At 41.4% G+C, this 21,982-nt stretch carries 21 protein-coding genes, 1 tRNA gene and 1 other annotated feature; of the genes, 8 read left to right on the forward strand and 14 right to left on the reverse strand.

The features are described from left to right. The first annotated feature begins 42 nt into the window (after positions 1-42). Both HG267_RS23310 and mazG read left to right on the forward strand, forming a co-directional pair. Entirely contained in the window at positions 43-684 is a 642-nt protein-coding gene (locus HG267_RS23310; protein WP_045868197.1) for a metal-binding protein, read from the forward strand. Positions 685-749: 65 nt separating this feature from the next. After that, positions 750-1,559 carry a nucleoside triphosphate pyrophosphohydrolase gene (gene mazG / locus HG267_RS23315; protein WP_045868198.1) on the forward strand — a complete coding sequence of 270 codons (810 nt, stop codon included), beginning with the start codon at positions 750-752 and terminating at the stop codon, positions 1,557-1,559. Positions 1,560-1,661: 102 nt separating this feature from the next. Here mazG and HG267_RS23320 read toward each other — a convergent pair whose 3' ends face one another. From HG267_RS23320 to HG267_RS23335, 4 genes are all read right to left on the reverse strand, one after another. After that, entirely contained in the window at positions 1,662-2,876 is a 1,215-nt protein-coding gene (locus tag HG267_RS23320) for a transporter substrate-binding domain-containing protein (protein WP_045868199.1), read from the reverse strand. 556 nt (positions 2,877-3,432) lie between these two features. Then, entirely contained in the window at positions 3,433-4,020 is a 588-nt protein-coding gene (locus HG267_RS23325; protein WP_045868200.1) for a Uma2 family endonuclease, read from the reverse strand. Positions 4,021-4,128: 108 nt separating this feature from the next. Beyond that, complete coding sequence (gene obgE, locus HG267_RS23330; protein ID WP_045868201.1) at positions 4,129-5,157, reverse strand: GTPase ObgE; 1,029 nt, start codon at positions 5,155-5,157, stop codon at positions 4,129-4,131. Positions 5,158-5,311: 154 nt separating this feature from the next. Continuing rightward, positions 5,312-6,025, reverse strand: coding sequence for a Mo-dependent nitrogenase C-terminal domain-containing protein (locus tag HG267_RS23335; RefSeq protein WP_045868202.1), 714 nt, complete (start codon positions 6,023-6,025; stop codon positions 5,312-5,314). A gap of 605 nt (positions 6,026-6,630) precedes the next feature. Here HG267_RS23335 and HG267_RS23340 point away from each other — a divergent pair. Next, positions 6,631-7,731 (forward strand): glutamate--cysteine ligase, encoded by a 1,101-nt coding sequence (locus HG267_RS23340; RefSeq protein ID WP_194007791.1) that lies wholly within the window; start codon positions 6,631-6,633, stop codon positions 7,729-7,731. Between the two features lie 218 nt (positions 7,732-7,949). On the opposite strand, the gene HG267_RS23345 is transcribed toward HG267_RS23340, so the two are convergent. Next, positions 7,950-8,495: an NADPH-dependent FMN reductase gene (locus tag HG267_RS23345; protein ID WP_045868204.1), complete on the reverse strand. Its 546-nt coding sequence runs from the start codon at positions 8,493-8,495 to the stop codon at positions 7,950-7,952. A gap of 563 nt (positions 8,496-9,058) precedes the next feature. Between HG267_RS23345 and ftsH the strand changes: the two genes are divergently transcribed. The 4 genes from ftsH to HG267_RS23365 all read left to right on the forward strand — a co-directional run bounded on the left by ftsH (position 9,059) and on the right by HG267_RS23365 (position 13,008). Next, positions 9,059-10,945: an ATP-dependent zinc metalloprotease FtsH gene (gene ftsH / locus HG267_RS23350; RefSeq protein ID WP_045868206.1), complete on the forward strand. Its 1,887-nt coding sequence runs from the start codon at positions 9,059-9,061 to the stop codon at positions 10,943-10,945. A 149-nt stretch (positions 10,946-11,094) separates the two neighbouring features. After that, entirely contained in the window at positions 11,095-11,364 is a 270-nt protein-coding gene (locus HG267_RS23355) for a hypothetical protein (RefSeq protein ID WP_045868207.1), read from the forward strand. Further along, a complete protein-coding gene (locus HG267_RS23360; RefSeq protein ID WP_045868208.1) occupies positions 11,364-11,729 on the forward strand; it encodes a clan AA aspartic protease in 366 nt (121 codons plus the stop codon). The genes HG267_RS23355 and HG267_RS23360 overlap by 1 nt, the downstream gene beginning before the upstream one ends. Positions 11,730-11,832: 103 nt before the next feature. Then, a complete protein-coding gene (locus tag HG267_RS23365) occupies positions 11,833-13,008 on the forward strand; it encodes a DNA double-strand break repair nuclease NurA (RefSeq protein ID WP_045868209.1) in 1,176 nt (391 codons plus the stop codon). An 89-nt stretch (positions 13,009-13,097) separates the two neighbouring features. Here HG267_RS23365 and rplL read toward each other — a convergent pair whose 3' ends face one another. The 8 genes from rplL to rplS all read right to left on the reverse strand — a co-directional run bounded on the left by rplL (position 13,098) and on the right by rplS (position 17,264). Continuing rightward, entirely contained in the window at positions 13,098-13,484 is a 387-nt protein-coding gene (rplL, locus tag HG267_RS23370; protein WP_045868210.1) for a 50S ribosomal protein L7/L12, read from the reverse strand. A gap of 85 nt (positions 13,485-13,569) precedes the next feature. Continuing rightward, positions 13,570-14,121, reverse strand: a complete 552-nt coding sequence (gene rplJ / locus HG267_RS23375) for a 50S ribosomal protein L10 (RefSeq protein ID WP_045868211.1) — start codon at positions 14,119-14,121, stop codon at positions 13,570-13,572. A gap of 58 nt (positions 14,122-14,179) precedes the next feature. Continuing rightward, positions 14,180-14,348, reverse strand: a sequence feature (ribosomal protein L10 leader region). 66 nt (positions 14,349-14,414) lie between these two features. Continuing rightward, entirely contained in the window at positions 14,415-15,131 is a 717-nt protein-coding gene (gene rplA, locus HG267_RS23380; RefSeq protein WP_045868212.1) for a 50S ribosomal protein L1, read from the reverse strand. Positions 15,132-15,227: 96 nt separating this feature from the next. Next, on the reverse strand, positions 15,228-15,653 hold the full coding sequence (rplK, locus tag HG267_RS23385; protein WP_045868213.1) for a 50S ribosomal protein L11: 426 nt from the start codon (positions 15,651-15,653) through the stop codon (positions 15,228-15,230). A gap of 6 nt (positions 15,654-15,659) precedes the next feature. Beyond that, complete coding sequence (nusG, locus tag HG267_RS23390; RefSeq protein ID WP_045868214.1) at positions 15,660-16,292, reverse strand: transcription termination/antitermination protein NusG; 633 nt, start codon at positions 16,290-16,292, stop codon at positions 15,660-15,662. Further along, positions 16,292-16,513 carry a preprotein translocase subunit SecE gene (secE, locus tag HG267_RS23395; RefSeq protein ID WP_045868215.1) on the reverse strand — a complete coding sequence of 74 codons (222 nt, stop codon included), beginning with the start codon at positions 16,511-16,513 and terminating at the stop codon, positions 16,292-16,294. Before secE ends, nusG begins: the two co-directional genes overlap by 1 nt. Before the next feature lie 167 nt (positions 16,514-16,680). Then, a tRNA-Trp gene (locus tag HG267_RS23400) sits at positions 16,681-16,753 on the reverse strand. A gap of 148 nt (positions 16,754-16,901) precedes the next feature. Continuing rightward, positions 16,902-17,264: a 50S ribosomal protein L19 gene (rplS, locus tag HG267_RS23405; protein WP_045868216.1), complete on the reverse strand. Its 363-nt coding sequence runs from the start codon at positions 17,262-17,264 to the stop codon at positions 16,902-16,904. Positions 17,265-17,633: 369 nt separating this feature from the next. Here rplS and HG267_RS23410 point away from each other — a divergent pair, with 369 nt between their 5' ends. Then, positions 17,634-18,575 carry a glycosyltransferase family 2 protein gene (locus tag HG267_RS23410; protein WP_045868217.1) on the forward strand — a complete coding sequence of 314 codons (942 nt, stop codon included), beginning with the start codon at positions 17,634-17,636 and terminating at the stop codon, positions 18,573-18,575. A 144-nt stretch (positions 18,576-18,719) separates the two neighbouring features. Here HG267_RS23410 and HG267_RS23415 read toward each other — a convergent pair whose 3' ends face one another. Next, positions 18,720-21,965 carry an efflux RND transporter permease subunit gene (locus tag HG267_RS23415; RefSeq protein ID WP_045868218.1) on the reverse strand — a complete coding sequence of 1,082 codons (3,246 nt, stop codon included), beginning with the start codon at positions 21,963-21,965 and terminating at the stop codon, positions 18,720-18,722. Between the last annotated feature and the right edge of the window lie 17 nt (positions 21,966-21,982).

Here is a 21,982-nt window from a genome sequence, read left to right on the forward strand (position 1 = left end):
CGCGCTAGTATTTTTGAGAAAAAATTTTTGAGAACTTATTAAATGCCCTCTGGTCGAACCCACGATAGCATTACGCTGTATGCTCTGCCGATTGTTGCGGGTGTGACTTTCTGGCAGACTGGCAGTAGCAATGTAACTTTATTCGTTTCCGGCGGGTTTCTGTTTGGTGGGCTGATGTTCGGCCCAGATTTGGATATTTACTCTATTCAATACCAACGCTGGGGCTTCTTGCGCTGGATTTGGCTACCTTATCAAAAAAGTTTACGCCATCGCTCTTTTTTATCCCACGGGCCGATTATTGGCACGACGCTACGAGTAGTTTATCTCTGCTGCTTGCTAGCGATCGCCACAATCGTTTTCGTAGCCATTGCCGAAAAGCTCTTGAATACCGCCTCTCTTTGGCAAAACGTCGGTGGAACAGTGGAGCGATCGCTCACAAGTTACGGTACTGAATTCCTCGCCCTATTCTTAGGCATGGAACTCGGTGCTATGAGCCATACTCTCAGCGATTGGAGCAATTCCACATACAAGCGAGTCAAAAGGCAAGGTGTTCGGGCGTTGCTTCCTAGTGGCAAAATTAAGAAACGTAAACCAACTCGTCGGCGAGTGGGTGTGAAAAAGCAGGGGAGCAGAGGAAGCAGAGGGGTAGAGGACGCAGGGGGACAAGGGAACAAGAGGAAATGACCAATGCCCAATGCCCCATGCCCCATGCCCCATGCCCCATGCCCATTGACCAATAACAAATTACTATGAACGAAAATCTAGCAGCATTACAAGAATTAATTGATGTGGTGGCAAAATTGCGATCGCCTGATGGTGGTTGTCCTTGGGATTTGGCACAAACGCCGGAAAGTTTGACACCTTATGTCATTGAGGAAGCTTATGAGGTGGTGGATGCAATTAAGAGTGGCGATCAAAATGCGATCGCAGAGGAATTAGGAGATTTACTCTTACAAGTAGTCTTACAAGCTCAAATTGCCAGTGAAGCTGGGCAATTCTCTCTTAAAGAAATTGCTGACGGTATTTCCCAAAAGTTGATTCGTCGTCATCCCCATGTATTTGGTGATGTGACAGTAGCGAGTGTCGATGAGGTGCGGCAAAACTGGGAAGAAATTAAAGCCGCAGAAAAAGGCGAACCATCCCCAGAACATCAAAAACTTAGTACTAAACTTAGCCGCTATGGGCGTAGCCTTCCCCCATTAACGGCGGCGATGAAAATTTCCCAAAAAGCTGCGGCTGTAGGGTTTGAATGGGAAAATATTGCAGGAGTATGGGAAAAATTTCATGAAGAGTTAAGCGAATTCCAACAGGCTTTAGCCTCAGAAACAAAAGAAGCACAACAAGCAGAATTAGGCGATTTACTGTTTGCAATTATTCAGCTAGCCCGTTGGCATAATCTCGATCCTAGTGATGGATTGCAAGGTACAAATCAGCGATTTATCCAAAGGTTACAAAAAATGGAGGCAGTTGTTAACCGCCCCCTTTCGGATTACAGCTTACAGGAGTTGGAAAGTTTGTGGCAACAAGCAAAAGCTCAAATTGCACAAGAAGGCTCATAATAATTCGTAATTAGTAATTCGTAATTCGTAATTACAGAGGTAGATGCGAAATTATTGCCTTCCATTTATTCATCACTGCAAATGGTGATTGTTTGGCAGAACTTAAGATTTTTTAACATCAAACCACTTATCATAAAGGGATTGATAAGTGCCATCTTCTCTCAGACTTAACAATGCACTATTAATTTGTTTGCGGTAAGTACTGTTATTTGGTAGGACAATACCGTAGTTTTCTTCACGGAAGACGCTACCAACAACTTCTACCTTACCTTGACCTTCATGAGCCGCATAGAACAGGAGTACGGGAGCATCAAATACGACAGCATCCGCTTTTTTATTTTGCAGAGCATTGTAAGCTTCCTCAATTTTCGGAACTTCTAAGGTAGAAATATTATGTTCTTTGAGATATTTGGCGGCTGTACTTCCAGATGTTGTTGCTACTAGCTTACCGGGTAAATCATCTACACTTCTAATATCTCCTTGAAGCTGCTGTACTGTTAGCGATGTAGTAGCTGCGGCTGTGAAGTAGGCAACAAACAACACACCGATAAACATCCAAATAATGGCGATAAAACGTCCTACTACTCCCTTGGGCATTTCGTCAGCTTGGGTTGCTAATGTGGCTGCAGCCCACCAACAAGCTTTAAAAATCCCAGGAAAGTATGATTTATCAATCATGCCTTCTTTATGATTGCGTTCGGACAGCCAAATAACATGAGCTGCTACTACAATCAGCAGCAGTGCAATGCCAACTACTTGCAAAAGTGACGCAGAAAAAACCAATTGCAAAATATTAGATAAAGCACCACCATTTGTTTCCGGTGGTCTTACCATGATCTGCAATCCAGCAGCAAACATTGGTAAAGAGAAATCAAAATTCTGCTGACGTTCAGCTGTAATGGAAATAGCTGCAATTCCAGCATTTGCTTTGCCATCCTTAACAGCAGAAAGCAAATCTTGGACATTGGGATATTCCACAAATTTTGAGTTGATACCTAATTTGGTTGTAATACTGCGCCATAAATCAATACTAAAACCAGATAGTTCACCTTTCTCCGCAAATACAAAGGGTGCTATCACCCTTGTAGCGACTACAAATTCATTTGTTGATGCTTCTTCTGGTTTTGGCGCTACTTTTGCTGTTGGTGTTGGTTCTGGGTTTTGGGCTAGTCCTGGGTGAACTCCCGTTAGCACCACCAACAGCGCTAATATTCCACCAACTAATACTAGCCACAGATGGCGTTTTGGGAAAAGCTTGCTTTTGTTCTTACTGTAAAGTCTGTAAAAATAAGCAAACGGTGCGATCGCATTTATCATTGCAACTTTCTTTAGGTGATATTCAATACCTTCTTATAATTCCCACTTACAAGGCAATATAACTGAATAATCAATGATGATTTGTAAATTCAGATATGTGGGTAAAATTAGACACCTAGATTTTACGACACAATCGGGTTTTACAGAGGCGATCGCACTATTAATATTTAGACTTCTTGCATAAGTCGGGAAAAGGCTAAGGGGGAAAGGTTTTGTGTTTTCCCTTTCCCCTTTTTCCATCTCTTGCAAAAAGCACTTCTGCAAGAGGTATATTGCACTGTCCACCCAACAAAATCGTGAAGTGAGGGGGTGAAATCCTTTAATCGTCAGCCGTATCCTATAAAAGCTGCGCTTATCCGCCGACTTTCTACACCAGACTCCATCGAATCTAGCACAGCATTTCTCGTCACCTAATTTGAATTAAATAAGTGATTGGAAATAAACCAAACTAGATTACGAAATAGAAATAGGCTTGAAACTCTTACCAATGACTAATGACAAAGGACAAATGACAGCCTTAACTAGTTATCTTTGAATTACACCGACCTATTTAATCTCACTCTTCCTCAGTATTAAAATCAACTTTATCGTAAATATCAGCTAGTGTAATTTGAAAAGAAACAGACGCTAGAGATAAAATTACATCTCCATCTTCATATTCAGAAAATATCCATTTATTGTTTTCAGTTTTAAAATACTGCTCAACGTGCATTCTATATTGGTCAATCAAAACATACTCTTGAAAACCAGGAATAGTCCGATAAGCAGCAAACTTTTCATCCCTGTCATAACTTTTAGTAGATTTTGATAACACCTCAGCAACAAATATTGGATTAATCAGAGTATCACGTCTTCCTTCTTGATATTCCAAAGGTGTTTTGACTATCATTACATCAGGGTAAGTATGAATTCTCTTATTAGGAATCCACAAACGCTGATCAGTTACAAAAGCTTGATAAGGTTGACGCTTGAGCGCAAAATTTAGCGCACCGCTAAAGTTTAAAGCAATTTGATTGTGATTTAGTGTTCCGCCTGTCATAGGGATAATTTGACCATCAATATATTCATGTCGTTCCTCAGAATTAACCTCTAATTCGAGATACTCTTCCGGTGAATAATACTTTTGTGTCTGTGCAATAGTCACGTCGCTTTGCTCCGAATTCAAAATTCAAAATTCAAAATTCAAAATTAAAGACCCCACGGATAAATCCGGGGGCTTGTATCATTGTTTCTTTCCGTCATAGGATTTCACCTAACCTAATACTTCCGCTTCTTCGACAGCATTCATTTGGTCAAGAATTCCCCAAACTTCCTGTAACATCGGTTCCAAACCAGTGCGGGTAACAGCTGAAATTACGAAAACTGGAGCATAAGAGAGGTGATTTAATTCTGTAGCTAATGCCTCTAAGTCTACAGTTTCTCGATCAACCGCATCAATTTTATTCAGCGCCAAAATTTGTGGACGTTCTGCTAAACCTCTTCCGTAGGCTTTTAATTCTTGTTGAATTGTTTTGAAATCACCTAATACATCTTCGCTGGTAGCATCAATTAAATGCAGCAAAACTCTTGTACGTTCAATATGGCGCAAAAAGTCATATCCCAACCCTGCACCATGAGAAGCCCCTTCAATTAATCCAGGAATATCGGCAAAAACTGTACCATCACCAGAGGGTTTACGTACTACACCTAAATTCGGAATTAGGGTAGTAAAAGGATAATCAGCAATCTTAGGACGTGCAGCCGATAAAGATGAAATTAAAGTGGATTTACCAGCATTTGGTAACCCAATAATTCCTACCTCAGCCAGAAGTTTCAATTCCAAACGTAGAACCTTCATTTCTCCAGGTAAACCGGGAAGTGCATATTCTGGGGCGCGATTGCGGTTACTCAAAAAATGCTGATTTCCTAATCCGCCTTTACCACCTTCCGCAACACGAAATCTTTGTCCAGGTTCGATTAAATCTTCTAATAAAGCACCTGTTGTCGCATCATAAACAGCTGTACCACAAGGAATTTCAATAATTAAATCCTTTCCTGAAGCCCCTGTGCAATTATTAGGGCCACCACGACCCCCATTTTCTGCCTGAAATCGATGATTGTAGCGAAAATCTAGCAAAGTTTGCAGATTTTCGACAGCTACAAAAATTATTGAACCACCACGTCCACCATTTCCACCAGAAGGGCCACCCGCAGGCACATACTTCTCTCGACGGAAGGCGACAATACCATCGCCGCCTTTACCAGCTTCTACTTCGATAACTGCTTGATCAATAAATTGCATATTTTTGGAGTGCTGAGTCTGAAGTCCTGAGTTAGAGTTTTAAATTATAAGTTTTATTGAGACCACAATCTTGCTTGCGTTTGTATCTATGGGCTAAACAAAACAATATTGGCCTTCTCTCTTTACTCTATCGTTTTAACTCAGCACTCAGCACTTAGATATAGGGCGAGACATCCTCACCACATTCATCTGCTAGATAGGAAAGGGCGCGAAAACGCAATCCTACCATTTGTTCATACAAAGGATTAATTTTACATAGTGGCGGAATATGTACAATTTTACGACCAAACAGCTTCACATCCCGTTCAAAAGGGCATTGTGAAGGAATCATTTTACATAAGAAGCGAGCAACTCTAGGATCTTCAATATCTAATCCATCCATCCAATCGCGCAGGGGAGTGAGTGCATCCTGAGGAGGTGCATAGGGCGCAATTGTTAAAGAGGGATTCGCAGATGCTTCGCGCTGTAGGAAACTCTCTACAGGATCTACATCATCTATATGTTCTAGGGTATGACGCAGAGCTTCAATTAAATCCTTTGGCTGTCCCAGGGCATGACATAACTCTTGCAGAACTTGGTCTTCGCTGGGAGAATATGTACCATCTGCGATCGCTACCATCACCGCAGTCCGCAAAAAGTTCTCTGCTGCTGCGGTACCTTTGCCCAAAGTTTTGGCTAATTCCTCTGGTGTGATAACTTCCAGCGAATCAAATTGAATCCCAGGGGCCAATTCTTCCTCTGTGATACTAGCAATTAACTGCTGTTCATGAGGGTCAAAGTTACCATCAGCCCAAGCGATAGTCAGCAATCCACGCAGCCAGACTGCAACTTGTTCACTACTGTAGGGGGATTGAACGACACTTTTCATAAACAATGCCTCAAGCTGTCCTCAGTCCATACACTAAATACTAAGCTACCTTCAAGGTAATTAAACTGTTACATATTTAACTTTAGAGACTGTAAAAATTGGTTTTTTGTCAGCCTCAATGCAGAAATCTGCCCTTGATATCGCGTTCAGTGAAAGATTTTTCATTCAGATCAAACAGAAGTAGGAAGTCAAGGGAAAAAGCGTTTTTGCGCTTTTGTACAGACACAGGAATTATAACTAATTAACAAAAATTGAGATGACTCAACAAAATAGGCAACAGTGCTTATTTCTTTAGCACTATTTAAACACATTTAGAAAAAAGTATTGATAATTTTTATATTTAAGCTAGCTGTATCTGCAAAAAGCTTTTTCGCTTTTGAGCTTCAAAGAGCAGAATAGTCATAGGATGTAGCCAAATTATCAAGATTTTTGCGGCAATTAATTACAAATTTGTTACACTAACTATTGCAAAACTATCTCAGGTAGCTAGCAAAGATGAGGATTTCAAAACTCTATTCTCATCAACAATAGCTGTGGAAATAGCTTTCCAACCAGTTCTCAGCACTCAAATTTAGCTGAACGCCAAATCTTTAAGGAATATAATGATGTTTTTTTTCGGGATTGAACATGAAGTTGCTTTTCTGAACCAAGCAGGAAAGTTTGCTGATTTTGCAGAGACAAAATATGCAGAATTCAATCAAATTGTGGAAAGGTTACCCACCTATCCTAATGATTATTCTCAGCTACGCGTTGGTGATGCTGGTATTAAAAAAAAGAGATGGTATATTGAGGGATTTGAAAGATTCGCTGACTCTGATAAAGTCATCGATTGCTTACCTAAAGGTATTGAAATTAGAACAACTATACATTCTCATATTCAAGGTGCTGTTGATGAATTGACAGAAAGTTTTCGCTTATTGCGTGAAGTAGCAGCAGATTATGGCTTTTCACCTGTTTTAGCTAGCTTTAATCCTTACAAGACAATTTTTGAACCTAACCCACCATTAAATGATTATGAAATTCAGCAGCTACAGTCTTATCCTGACGAGCATACTGCTAATATCTACATGGTTACTTACGGGCCAGATTTAAATATTTCTATAGCAGACTTGTCTGTAGAAAAACTAATTGATGTTGGCAGAAAATTAACTTATTACAGCCCTTATATAGTTCCTTTTAGCTATAGTGCGCCTTTTTATAATGGCAATTTATGGGATGGATTGTCGGTCAGAACATTTGTCAGAACTGGTAAAAGACCAGCTACACTAGTATTTGTAGAAAAAGCAGAACAATTAATTACCAGTGTTCCTTCATTAACAAAAGTAGCGCGTATACCTGCTGAAGTCGGTAGAATTGAATTTAAAGCTTTTGATAGTTGCGATGATTTTTCACTTTATGCGGCTCTATTAGCTTTGTTGAAAGGTTTAGTTTTAGATGAAACTTTGACAGGTAGAGCCACTATTCCAGATGCCGAATTACACCAAGTTTCGGCAAAACAGGGATTTAGTAATGCAGAGATTTTTGACAATGCCAATAAGATTTTAAAAGTAGCAGCAGCAGCTCTTAAAAACGACCCAGATATTGATTTCTTAACTCCACTAAAAAATATTTTAGAGAGTGGAGAAACAAAGGCTCAAGCACTTATAAAACAATATCAGCATTTGAATTCTATAGAAGCGGTTTTAAAACAAACTTACTTAAAATAAACCCAATTTTTATATCTATTAGGAATCCGATTTGATTTCTGAAAAAATCTCAGTAAGCCGTAATCCACAAAAATCTTTCGCGCTGATGCGTTACGCTATCGCTAACGCATTCTACTAGAAATCCAAAAATCAAATATGACTTTTATATCATCAGGGTTTCAACAAAATATCTAGTATTATCAACCCTGATGATGCAAATTAAATGTTAGTTGCTTACTTTACTGTACTCCCCGCAATTTGCGAGTATTATCCACTAAACTTTGAGCAAATTGATCGAAGCGTTGGGAGAGTTTTTCATCTAACAGCTTACCTTCAGCATTGAACGCGCCCCAAGCTTGTCCAATCGCAATTTGTTCTGGAATTACCCAACCATGTACCCAGCGCAAAATTAATCGTAGTTCATTGAGGGCATTACTATTGGATTGTCCACCTAATACGCTAACTACCCCTGCTACTTTACCAGACAGTTCATCAAAACTGAGCAAATCTAGAGTATTTTTCAGTACACCGCTAACGCCACCATGATACTCAGGTGTAGCCAAAATTAACCCATCAGTATTAGTTACCGTGTCTCGCAAACGTTGAACATCTGGATAATCGGAATAGTCTTTACCACCATTGCAAAATGGTAGCTGCATCTGCCGCAAATCAAGAATTTCTACTTCTGCACCTAATGCTTCTACCCTTTGCGCTGCAACTTGTAAAGCAATTTGGGTATAAGAGTTAGGTCTTAAACTGCCACCAATACCAACAATTTTTACCATAAAATCCACCCACAGACTAAATAAATTTACTAATTAGAGAATTGGGAATTCGGGTAATTACCAATGAAATGACCAATTACCCATTACCAAACACCAAGTATGAAATGCCAAAAACTTTTAACCATCCTGCTACTAGCAGAGATGACCGGAAGTAGCAAGATTTTTGAAAGGCGGAATCATTACGATTATGTTTATCTTAGCGATTTGTTGCGTAATATGTCAAATTACATCTCTAAGAAAATTTTGATGTTAAGGGGGTAAAAGCCCCACCTCAGACAGAATTTTGTCAGAATAGTTACTATGTATGCAGCTTCGAGAGGAATGTCAGCACTTAGCAATCCAGGAAACTTCAGATCAGTTTTCAGGTTCATTCCCCTAGTAGGTAAATTTCCCCTTGCAGATAGGAGCGTATTCCTCAAAGCTGATAGAGAGTTTGGGAAATGGTTTTATGTGGAAGTTAAACTAGATCAGAATTCAATTATTTCCAGTTATTTCAATTTCTTCTAGAAGAATAGGCATAAAATCAGCGTTCAGCTTTTGCCAGCAGGAAAAGGGTAATTATTATGACAAATTTAGGGAAAAAGGCATTGAACAAACAGCGAACGGCAAAGCGTGTTCCTTGGACTGGTGCAGTAGCAGCCAGCTTAATATTATTGCCAGGCATTTTAGGTGGAAACCCTGCCTTGGCGCAAAAAGCCGAGCGTAACTCTTTGACTTATGGGGAGTTGATTAAAAAAACCGAAAGGGGAGAAGTTGCAAAAGTCGAGCTGGATGAAACTGAACAGATAGCCAAGGTTTATTTAGTTGGGCAAAAATCAGATTCACCCATCCAGGTAAAACTGTTAGAGCAAAACCCAGAGTTAATTAATAAACTCAAAGAGAAAAATGTGGATTTTGCGGAAGTTTCCTCTGCTAACAGTAGAGCGGCTGTTGGGTTATTGATTAACCTGATGTGGATTTTGCCACTTGTAGCTTTAATGCTATTGTTCCTCAGACGCTCAACTAATGCTTCTAGTCAAGCGATGAACTTTGGCAAATCGCGCGCGCGCTTCCAAATGGAGGCGAAGACAGGCGTAAAATTTGAAGATGTTGCCGGCGTAGAAGAAGCCAAAGAAGAATTGCAAGAGGTTGTCACTTTCCTAAAACAGCCAGAAAGATTTACAGCTGTAGGCGCAAGGATTCCTAAAGGTGTACTGTTAATTGGCCCTCCTGGTACTGGTAAAACTTTATTAGCAAAAGCGATCGCAGGGGAAGCTGGTGTCCCATTCTTTAGCATTTCCGGCTCGGAATTTGTGGAAATGTTTGTAGGTGTAGGTGCATCTCGCGTCCGTGACTTATTTAAGAAAGCTAAAGAAAATGCTCCTTGTCTCATCTTTATTGATGAAATTGACGCTGTAGGTAGACAAAGAGGTGCAGGAATTGGTGGTGGTAATGATGAAAGGGAGCAAACCCTCAATCAACTGCTCACCGAAATGGATGGTTTTGAAGGTAACACAGGCATCATTATTATTGCTGCTACCAACCGTCCCGATGTCCTTGATGCAGCGTTACTCCGTCCCGGACGCTTCGACCGTCAAGTAATGGTTGATGCACCGGATCTGAAAGGGCGCTTGGAAATTTTAAAAGTTCATGCCCGCAATAAAAAAATTGATTCTAGTGTATCCCTAGATGCGATCGCCCGCCGCACACCCGGATTTACAGGCGCAGATTTAGCTAACTTACTCAACGAAGCTGCAATTCTCACCGCCAGACGTAGAAAAGAAGCTGTTACCATCCTGGAAATTGATGATGCTGTAGACCGAGTAGTTGCAGGAATGGAAGGCACAGCTTTGGTTGATAGCAAGAGCAAACGCCTCATAGCCTACCACGAAGTTGGACACGCTTTAGTCGGCACCTTAATTAAAGACCACGACCCAGTACAGAAAGTCACTCTCATCCCCCGAGGACAAGCATTAGGGTTGACTTGGTTTACTCCTAACGAAGAACAAGGTTTAATTTCTCGCGCCCAAATTATTGGCAAAATTACTTCAATTTTAGGTGGCCGCGCTGCCGAAGAAATTGTTTTTGGTAAGCCAGAAGTTACCACAGGTGCAGGTGATGACTTGCAAAAAGTAACAAACTTAGCACGCCAAATGGTAACAAGATTTGGGATGTCGAGCTTAGGCCCATTGTCCCTAGAAAATCAAGGAGGAGAAGTCTTTTTAGGGCGCGATTGGATGAATAAATCAGAGTATTCTGAAGAAATAGCTTCCAAAATAGATGCTCAAGTCCGAGACATTATTAGCCAAAGCTATCAAACAGCAAAAACAATTCTGACAGAAAACCGCATAGCCTTAGAACGTCTTGTTGATTTGTTATCAGATCAAGAAACAATTGAAGGTGAATTATTCCGCCAAATTGTTGCTGAATATAATCAGGTAACTGATGAAAAAATAGCTGTATCTCATTAAGTAATTACTAATTCGTAATTCGTAGTTGCTACATTTTGAGTTTAATTCTAGTACCCTACAGTAACACCTAAAATGCAGGTAGCTGTAGGGTATTATGCATAAAAGATTTACAATTTCAGGTAAATACAGCAAATCTAGGTGTAATTTTTATGCAATCAATTTTCTGGACGGTAGAAGAAGTAGCCCGAAGAGCTAAGGAATTTTATGAAAACGATATTCGTCAAAAAGTTGAGTATGGTGACAATATAGGCAAGATGATTGTAATTGATGCAGAAAGTGGTGAATATGAAATTGATAAAACTGGTGTAGAAGCAGCATTAAAGCTAAAACAGAAAAACCCTAATGCTAGGTTATTTACTATAAGAATTGGTTATGATGTAGCCGTAAGTTTTGGTGGTGCAATGGAGCGTACTGCTTGATGATTTATGGAAAAGTAATTGATGGTAAAGCAATCATTCCAGTAGTTTTTCGCTTACCTTTGCAGCCAGAATTTTCTTTAGATTTTGTGATTGATACCGGATTTAATGACCATCTGACTTTACCACCACAGGCAGTCAATGCAATGAATCTTCCCCTATATTCAAGTACATCTGCAAGGTTAGCTGATGGTAGTGAAGCTTTATTATCTATACATTTTGCAACAATTTTATGGGATGGTATAGAAAAATTAGTACCAGTTCTAGCTGCTGGTTATAAACCTTTGCTAGGAACTTCTCTGATGGCAGGATATCATTTAGAAGTAAATTTTCAAGAGAATGGTTTAGTGTCATTAGAAAAAATGTAATCAATTATTTATTGTTTGGGTAGCTTCATTCATTTCAAAATCCCATCCGATGTTATGAAGAATAACCTACTCCTGTCAAAGTCTTCAAATACAAGAAAGTTTTATGCTTGATCTGACAAAACTAGCGCGACAAATGCAAGGTTTAAGTCAGCATCTTACCGTAGAAGCTGCTGCCAGTCGCCAGCGTTTAGAATTAGCGCAAAAACATCTGCAACAAGCTTACGCATTTCAAAAAGATTTAATTGATCGACAGGAAAAATGGCGCGATCGCATTCTCTTTGCTAATGCTACTCCTATGGAGCCATTAGAAACCTGTATTGATATTCCAGTTCCCCCAAAAATTCATACTGTAATTGCTACGGATGGTTCGCAAATTGCGCCTAACCATCACGAAATTGCTTATTGTTATTTGCTCAATATTGGCAGAGTCGTTTTACACTACGGACAAAATCGCCATCCTATATTAGATAGCTTGCCAGAGGTATTTTACCGTCCAGAAGATTTATATATGTCTCGGCAGTGGGGAATTAGAACTGAGGAATGGATGGGTTATCGCCGCACTGCTAGTGAAGCCACAGTATTAGCAGAATTGGCTTGTGCTGTGAAGGGAGAAGCACCATCTCTCGCAATGGTAGATGGTTCTTTAATTTATTGGTTTTTAGAACAGTTACCTATTGATGCGCGCGATCGCATTTTACCGCCGATTATCGAAGCTTGGCAAAGACTGCGCGATGCTCAAATTCCACTGATGGGCTATCTTAGCGCCTCACGCAATGTTGAGGGTATGAACTTTCTGCGCCTGTTAGCTTGTCCCCACCCCGTACCAGATTGTATAAGTTATTGCCCTAACCAGTTAGAAAAGATACCTTGTAAAATCTTTGAACCTTTACGAGATACATCCCTTTGGTCAACTCAACTAAAACCAGGACAGCGCGGCCCTTTATGGCGCAGTAATGCCAAAATTCTAGATTTATATGACGACCAAAAAATTTACTTTTGCTACATCCATGTAGGCACCGAAATTGCCCGGATAGAAGTTCCAGCATGGGTAGCAGAAAATACAGCTATATTTGACCAAACTTTAGGATTGATGCTAGCACAGGTACAAAAAGGCTATGGTTACCCAGTTGCGATCGCAGAAGCACATAATCAGGCTGTAGTCCGCGGCGGTGACAAAGCACGTTTTTTTGCCCTCTTGGAAAAACAAATGATAAAAGCCGGCTTGAAAAATGTCGGTACTTCCTACAAAGAAGCTCGCAAGCGTGGAAGTATCGCCTAATCATTTCACTCAATTGCTAAATGTTGAGAAATAGCAAAAAAAGGAGCCTGATTTAGGCTCCTCATTCAAACACAGTAATGAAAAATTAATTACTTCACTGTTACTGTGCCACCAGCTTCTTCGATGCGCTTCTTAGCATCTTCAGCAGCTTCCTTAGCAATACCTTCCTTAACAGGCTTGGGCGCAGCTTCTACCAAATCTTTGGCTTCTTTCAAACCTAAGCCAGTGATTTCGCGAACAATCTTTAGTACAGCAATCTTCTTGTCAGCAGGAACTGATTCAAGAATCACGTCGAATTCGGTCTTCTCTTCTACTACTTCAGCAGCAGGAGCAGCACCAGGAGCTGCGATCGCTACGCCAACAGGAGCAGCTGCACTTACGCCAAAAGCTTCTTCAATTTGCTTAACTAATTCAGCAGCTTCTAGCAAGGTCAAAGATTTCAATTGTTCTAGAATGTTATCGGTTGTAGCAGACATTGATATAACTCCTGTGATGTTTGATTTAGTTATTAGTCATTAGTCATTAACTGTTGACTGTTGACCGTTGATTTTTGACTTTTTTCTATTCGCCAGCACTATCAGCGCTACCGCCTTTTTCTGCATCAGCCACTGCTTGCAAAGCACGCGCCAGTGAACCAGGAACTTCGTTGATACCAACAGCAATCTTGGTAGCCAAAGCGTTGATTGCTCCAGCAATTTGACCCATGAGTTGTTCCTTAGATGGCAAGTCTCCTAGAGCCTTAACATCGGGTTCCCTCAGCAAGCGACCTTCCATAACGCCGCCACGAAGTTCTGTCTTCTTGGTAGCTTTTTGGAAATCTTGGTAAGCCTTAATTGCAGAAGAAAAATCGTCTTTAACTAACAAAAAGGCAGAAGATCCTTTTAGCAGTTCTGACAGTGGTTGCCATTGTTCTTGATCTTGAATAGCAATGCCCATTAAGGTGTTTTTTGTTACCTTACAAACAGTACCACTCGCACGTAACCGCCGCCGTAAGTCACTGATTTCAGCAACAGTTAAACCCTGATAATCAATTACCAGTGCCAATGTTGACTCACTCAAAGTTTCTTTGAGATCGGCTACTATCTCTTGTTTGTTTTCTAGCGTTCTTCCCATCTTTATTTCACCTCCTAGGGCAAAATCATTAATTTCCCCTACGCGTTTTGTTATGACTTACCCAAACAATAAACCCCAGCTTTTAGGGCCGGGGTTTAGTAGCAAGACTCTTGCTGCCATAGTAATGACACCGTTAAAGGTTCTACTTCAGGCAATTTAGAGCTTCAACCTCGGCAGGATATTAAGCCAATGGCTCCTGCTGTCTCCGGCTTTCTTTATTCGATTAGGATTGATTGGGTATTGGTCATTGAGTATGGTAGCTTAATCTTCTAGCCCCTACCCTCTAGCCTCTATTATGCGGCTTCGTTCAGTTTCAAATCCCGTAGAGCGCTGATATCGACTTTAATCGATGGGCCCATTGTGGAAGATACGTATACTGTGCGCCAATAACGGCCTTTAGCTCCTGAAGGACGGTTACGATCAATTGTCTCTTGTAACGCCTTGAGGTTAATTAACAAATCTTCTGGCGAGAAGGATGCCTTACCAAACATAACATGGACGATGCCTGTTCTGTCAGCACGGAATTCTAATTTACCAGCTTTAAATTCTGCGATCGCACTAGCGATATCAAATGTCACGGTTCCACCTTTAGGTGATGGCATTAAACCACGGGGCCCAAGCAATTTACCTAGCTTTGCTACCTGAGGCATGACATCTGGTGTGGCAATTAGCTTGTCGAAATCCATTCTACCTTTTTGGATTTCGTCAATTAGCTCTTCTGAACCTACAACATCCGCACCAGCATTGCTTGCTTCGTTGACCTTTTCACCTCTAGCAATTACTGCCACACGTACTTCTTGGCCTGTACCCTTGGGCAGTGCTACGGTTGTCCGCAATTGTTGGTCTGTATACTTGGGGTCAATTCCCAACCGGATATGCGCTTCGGCTGCTTCTGGAAATTTTGCTGTTGCTGTTTCTTTTAGGAGGTTTAGCGCCTCTAAGGGTGCATAATCTCTATCTTCTACTTTTGCTTGCAATGCCTGCAAGCGACGTGAAATTTTTCTTCCCATCTTTCTCTCCTGGGGTAATTCCGAAGCTTTGCCTCTCCCCCGATAATTTTTATTTATGAGTACTGAGTCTTTTGACTTTTGACTCTTGACTCTTGACTAGTCTGCTATCGTTACGCCCATGTTCTTGGCAGTACCTTCCACAATCTTCATTGCCGCATCTATATCGTTGGCGTTGAGGTCAGGTAGTTTAGTTTGAGCAATTTCTTGTAATTGCGCCCTGGTGATTTTACCAACTTTCTTTTTGTTGGGTTCATTGGAGCCACGCTCAATCTTCGCCGCCTTGCGAATCAGTACTGATGCAGGAGGGGTTTTGAGTACAAAGGTAAAACTCCGGTCTTCATAAACCGAAATTTCTACAGGGATTACCATTCCAGCTTGGTCTGCTGTCTTGGCGTTGTACTCCTTGCAGAACATCATGATGTTAACGCCATGTTGACCCAAAGCAGGGCCTACTGGCGGTGCTGGGTTGGCTTTTCCAGCATTCAGGGCCAGTTTAATGACCGCCACTACTTTCTTTGCCATTGTTATTTAGCTCTGTTTTTCTACCTGATTAAATTCCAACTCTACTGGTGTATCTCGTCCAAAAATCGATAGTAAGGCTTTGAGTTTACTCCGCTCTGGAGAAACTTCAATTACCTCACCTTCAAAGTCTTTAAACGGCCCAGAAAGCACAACTATCTTATCACCAGTCGCCATATCAATTTTGACTACTGGCTCTTGTTCGCTAGTCTGTTTGAATATACGTTCAACTTCTGAATGACCCAGAGGTACTGGCTTAACGTGACCACGGCCTTTACCGCTGCCACGTTTTTGTTCTGCTCCCACAAAATTAATTACATGGGATGTATTGCGTACTACCTGCCACGTATCATCATTCATGACCATCCGCACCAGCACATAACCAGGGAAAACTTTTTCCTCTGTGTGCTGGCGACTGCCATCTTTACGGATTTTGACCGCTGGCGTATGTGGAATTTCGACTTGGATAATTTTATCAGCCACATCAAAGGTTTGGATGCGCTGTTCCAAGTTTGTTTTAACGCGCTTTTCACAGCCTGAGGCTACTTGCACCGCATACCACCGTGCTTCTTTGAGCGCAGCTTCTGCGGCTTCCTCTGACTGCAACGTTGAGTCGCGTGGTTCGTCTGTTGCAAAAGTCATCAGAACACCTGTTTTGCTGCCCAGCCAAACAATCCATCAACCAAATATATTAAAGATGCGGAGAGTGTCACCATTAACAAAACAGCTGCTGATTCGCTCACCAGTTGTTTGCGACTTGGCCACACTACTTTCTCCAGTTCTTCTTTAGTTCCTTGAAAAAAGTTGTTTAAGGCTGACCCATTATTGTTTTCTGGGATTTCCGCTTCATTTTTCTTGGCCACAGCCGTTCATACCCCCGTTTTGTAATTCAGGTTTACAGCTTGACTCAACCCCAACTTAAATCTGGAAGCAAAAAAGCTGCAAACATAATTATACCCGAAAATATCAATACTAACCGCTAATTATAGCAGCTGTGTTGTTATTTCGGGCTTTGTTTTTTGCTTTTGAGCGCGCCCTGGAGGACTTGAACCCCCGACATCAGGTTTTGGAGACCTGCGTTCTACCAACTGAACTAAGAGCGCACAAGCTGTCTTCGATTCAGTGATTGCGCTGAACTTTTTTATTCTAACGCAATTCCGAATCTTATCTTACCTTAAATATTTCTCTTGGGCAAGTGAGCGGCAGATGCCGCTTTTTGTCTAACACATCTCCCATACCTGTAATTGTAAATTACAGAGGGCGATCAAAGCGTTGCTTGATTCGGGTTGCTTTACCCACACGTTGACGCAGATAGTAGAGCTTGGCACGACGTACTTTACCACGACGCATGACTTTGATGCTTTCAATGCGAGGCGAATGCAGCAGAAATACCCGCTCAACGCCAACGCCTTGAAATACTCGGCGGACTGTAATTGTTTCGTTAATACCGCCGTTACGTCTAGCAATCACTACACCTTCATAGGGTTGAACGCGATATTTATCGCCTTCTTTAATTTTCACGCCTACTTTGACGGTGTCGCCCACATAAATTTCGGGCAGATTCGTTTTTAGTTGTTCCGCTTCAATGGAACGGATGATCTCTTGAGCGTTCATTGACTGTCTGGTTTAAAAAACTCACGATCATCAATCATAAATCTATTCCAGCCAGACAGTCCAGTAGTTTTTAGTGGATGATTTTCCTGATACGTAAATTATCTTAGAGAAAAAATGTTACATAAGAATGTAAAAAATTTTATGTAAAACGTGAACTATAAAGCTGAGAATTTGATTTTTCCAATCATTCCTAGCTGTAAAAGCAGATGTTCACTGAGCTATAACTAGTCTAATTCGTAACATTAGCTTAGGTGATAAAGCAAATCACCCATTTTTCAACTTGGATTGATCAAATTTTTCTCAGGAGTCAACACCTGAAAAACAGCCCTGTAATCAGGGTTTAACTGTAAACCTCTAGTGGTTGTAACTATGAAATTTAGTGTCGTTATCAGCACTTATAATCGCTTAAACTTACTTAAACGAGCTATTAATTCCGCTCTTAACCAAACGATTCCCTGTGAAGTGGTGGTGGCTGATGACTGTTCTGCTGATGAAACTGAAGCTTACGTGAAAAGCTTGGGTAACTCTGTAATTTACCATCGCAATGAGGTAAATAAAGGCCATGCAGCTACAGTGAATGCGGGAGTTACCAAAGCCAGTGGCGACTGGATTAAGTTTTTGGATGATGACGACTATCTTGCGCCTAATTGTATAGAAGAGATGGCAAAGGCAATTTCTCTCCATCCCAGTGCTGTTATCTGTTCTTGTATTGGCTCTCAAGTAGACAGCAATGAACAGGAACTCAGCCGCACACCAAAAGTTGGGCCAGGGTTAGCCTTTTATATTCCCCAAGCTGATATTCATTACGGTATGCTCTTAGAGCTTGTACCTTTTGGCACGCCTGTACAAGTAGCTTGCTGCCGTGATACTTTCTTGAAAACTGGTGGTTGGAATCCCCAGCTTGATGCTAACTGCGATGATATTGATTCTTGGATCAGCATTGCTCAGTTTGGCGATGCTATTTTCTTAAATCAATGCCTAGCTTATCGCACGATTTGGCCTGGTGCTTATAATCAAAAATTTTCGCTATTGAAGCGCTTAGATACAAATATTTTGATGAAAGAGAAGATTTATGCTTTAGTTGAGCAGAAACATCGTTTTCATCTACCTAGTCTTGAAAATACGAGAAATTACGTTAAATTGCACTGGTTTATTGTAGCACTCAAGCATAGGCAGTTAACAGAACTGTTCAAGATGATAGATGGGGGAATTTTATCTCCCATCGCTTGGTGGGTTCTAGTAACTGCTGCTTTATCACGCCGTCAGAATTACCGTAATTCCCATCTCAAAAAATTTGTATTGATTGAATGATTACCAAGCCAATATGGTGCGTAAGGTTTGGGAGCATGGCAAAGCATAATGGGAATTTATGCATAGTCAGGGTGGGCTGTCCGTCCCACCCTACAAGATTTTGAAACAATTTAACCTACAAACTTAGATGTTTTGCGGTTTATGTCACGAAAAATTTTTCTTCCATAAACGCAGTTGCATAAAAATTGGCTTTGTCCAACCCCAACTAAAAATATCGTGTAGCAGGGTATAAAAGCAGGGAATAATAAATAGAGTCAAGAGTGTTGCTAAGGACAAACCAGAAAACACTACTACGCCTAATGGTTGCAAAAATTCTGAGCCTTCACCAATTCCCAAAGCCAAGGGAAACATCCCTAAAACTGTAGTAATTGTGGTCATCAAGACTGGACGCAAACGTTGCGGTGCAGCTTGTAAAATGGCTGTTTTGCGGTCAACTTTCTCTCGTTCTAGAATTTGATTTGCCAGTTCTACCATGATGATGGCGTTGTTAACAACAATACCTACCAACAACACAGCACCGACAATCACAGTTGCACCAATAGCTGTTTTGGTAATATAAAGTCCAAAAATACCCCCAGCTAATGCTAACGGAATTGTAAACATAATTACCAATGGGTCAATCAAGGAATTGTATTGCACCGCCATCACCACAAAAACTAAAAAGGTAGCTAATCCCCCTAACAGTTGTAATGCGCTTTGCAGTTGTTGATTAGATTCAACGGCTGCACTTGGTAAAATACTGACACCTTCGGGTAAATCAAGACTATTTATGACTGTATTTACCTGCGCTAAGGCATTACTCAAACTTGCACCTTCACTCAAATTACCAGCAATCAAGAACACCTGACGTTGATTAATCCGTTGCACTTCTCCAGGTGCTTGAGCTTCGATAATTGTGGCGACATCACTCAAACGGACTTGGCGATTGTTCTCGACAAATAAAGGTAACCTTTCTAATTGCGAAGGTGCTTGTACAGAGCTTTCATTTAACTGCACCCGCACATCTACTAAACGATTACCACGTTGTAGTTGAGTGGGAATACTACCTTCGATCGCAGTTTGAATTGTGTCTCCTATTTCTTGAGCAGTCAAGCCAACGGCTGCAACCCTCTCCCAGTCGGGACGAATCTGAATTTCTGGTTGTCGGTCATCAGCATCAGGACGGAATCTGGCTAGGGTGGCTTGTTCTTCCAAGGCTGCTAATACCTGACGACCAGCTTGTTGCAGTGTCTCTGCATTATTTCCCTGTAAAATCACATCAACATCAGCGCCTCGGACTGGAGAATTGTTGACAATTAAACCCCGAACTTGTCCTGGTGCAAGGCGCAGACGGATTCCCGCTAAATTCAGCTTGTTAAATTCTTGACTAACTCGTTCAGTATAAGCTTCTACATCACTACCGGGTTTGAGGGTAATGTTGCTGGTACCTCTAAGGGGGTTGGCATTGGTAGTATTACCAAAGAGCGCACCACCAATTGTAGTGAATACATATTCGGTTTCTGGCTGGTTGCGGAGAATTTCGTTCACCGCATTCATCACCTTTTGGTTGGTTTCTAGGGGAGTACCGGGAGGAAACTGAGCATTTAAGTTTGCTTGTCCGGTATTAATTCGGGGCAAAATTTCTTGGGGAATTTGGGGAGCCATCCATAAACTACCGCCACCGAATAGCAGCAAGGCTAGGGCGACTGTCACTAACCGCCAGCGCAATATTCCTGATAAAAAGCGCCCATATCCAACCGTAGCTGCATCAAAACGACGATTAAACTGCCGCAGAAACCAAAATTGACTCAATCGACTGGAAAATCGCCATGCTAGCATTCGTGAAGCCAGCATTGGGACAACGGTGACTGCAATCAAAATGGAGGCGGCTACAGAAAAGCTAATAGTGATAATTAACTCATTAAAGAGTAAGGCAATAAAGCCACCAATGAGCAAAAACGGTAACACCGCCACTAAGTTGGTACTCGTGGAAGCAATTAAGGCTGATTCTACTTCTTGGCTACTTTGTTCTGCTTGGGAAATTAGTTGCTGAGAACTCAAGCGGGTTTTCGTATCTTTACCTGGAGTCATCCCCGCACCTTCGGCAATGTTTTCTAACATCACGATGGAGTTATCTACAACAATACCCACACCCAGCGCCAAACCGCCCAAACTAAAAACGTTGAGGGATAAGCCAAATATTCCCATCAAGATAATCGCCGCGAGAGTGGCTAAAGGAATAGCAACGACGATAATAAAAGTTTGTCTCAAGGAACCAAGAAATAGTAAAACTGCGATCGCAGCTAATGCAGTACCCACCAATCCTGAACTGGTAACATTAGAGATGGAATTACGGATAAATCTTGATTCGTCTAAAGTTGGTGTAAAAATAGTTCCCTCAGGAATGACACCAGATTTTCGCAATTCTTCTAAACGTTTTTTCACACCATCCACAACATCAATGGTGTTAGCATCTGGCTGCTTTTGAATACTGACTTTTACAGCTTCTTCCCCGTTGAGGAGGACGTAAACTCGCTGTTGTTCTGAGCCATCAATGACTTCGGCAAAATCTCGCAAATAGACGCGGCGTTGCGGAACTGTAGTTGGGGAACTGGTAGCTGTGCCATTAGCTGGAGCAGAGCCTACTTCAAACGACAAATTTCTAATTTCGTCAGCACTTTGAAAACGCCCCACAGTACGGGTTAAAGGTTCGGAATTTTGCCCCAAAATCCGACCGCCAGAAACATCGACGTTACGGTCTCTCAGTTCATCTAAGACATCGGTTAAACCTACACCCAAAGCTTGCAAGCGATCCAAATCAATATTAATTCTGACCTCTTCTTGCACTCCACCTGATACATCTACCCCTGCAACGCCTGGGACAACACCCAATTCTCTGGCTAGTTCTTCTTCGGCAAAAACCCGTAAATCAACACCTGCTAAAGAAGGTGAGGTTAATGCTAATTCATATACAGGTAGCTGGGAAGGATCGACTTTAAATAAACGTGGTTCTTCAATGGTGTCGGGTAAGGTGCTTCTAGCTCTGTTAAAAGCTGCTGTCGCATCATTTAAAGCCTGGTCAATATTGCCTCCTGGTTGGAAGAACAAATCTATACTGATTTGGCCTTCACGTGTTTGGGAAAAAACCTGTACTACGCCCTCTGTGGCGGAAAAGGCTTCTTCTAGAGGCTTAGTGACTTCATCAACTGCTACTTCTGGGGAGACACCAGGAGCTTGTACTCGTACCCCAATCCGGGGATAGGTGATGGATGGCAGTAAATCTACTGGAAGATTAATGATAAAAAAAACACCCATTACTATCACCGCCAAAGTCAGCATGAGTGTGCCAATATGTTGGCGGATGGAGATGGCGCTTAGACTGAATCCGCTACCGTTTTTAACCTGCTGCATCTTTCTAATTGTTTTTT

Origin of the sequence: Tolypothrix sp. PCC 7601, from assembly GCF_025677855.1 — a bacterium.
In the GTDB taxonomy this organism is placed as follows: Bacteria; Cyanobacteriota; Cyanobacteriia; order Cyanobacteriales; family Nostocaceae; genus Aulosira; species Aulosira diplosiphon.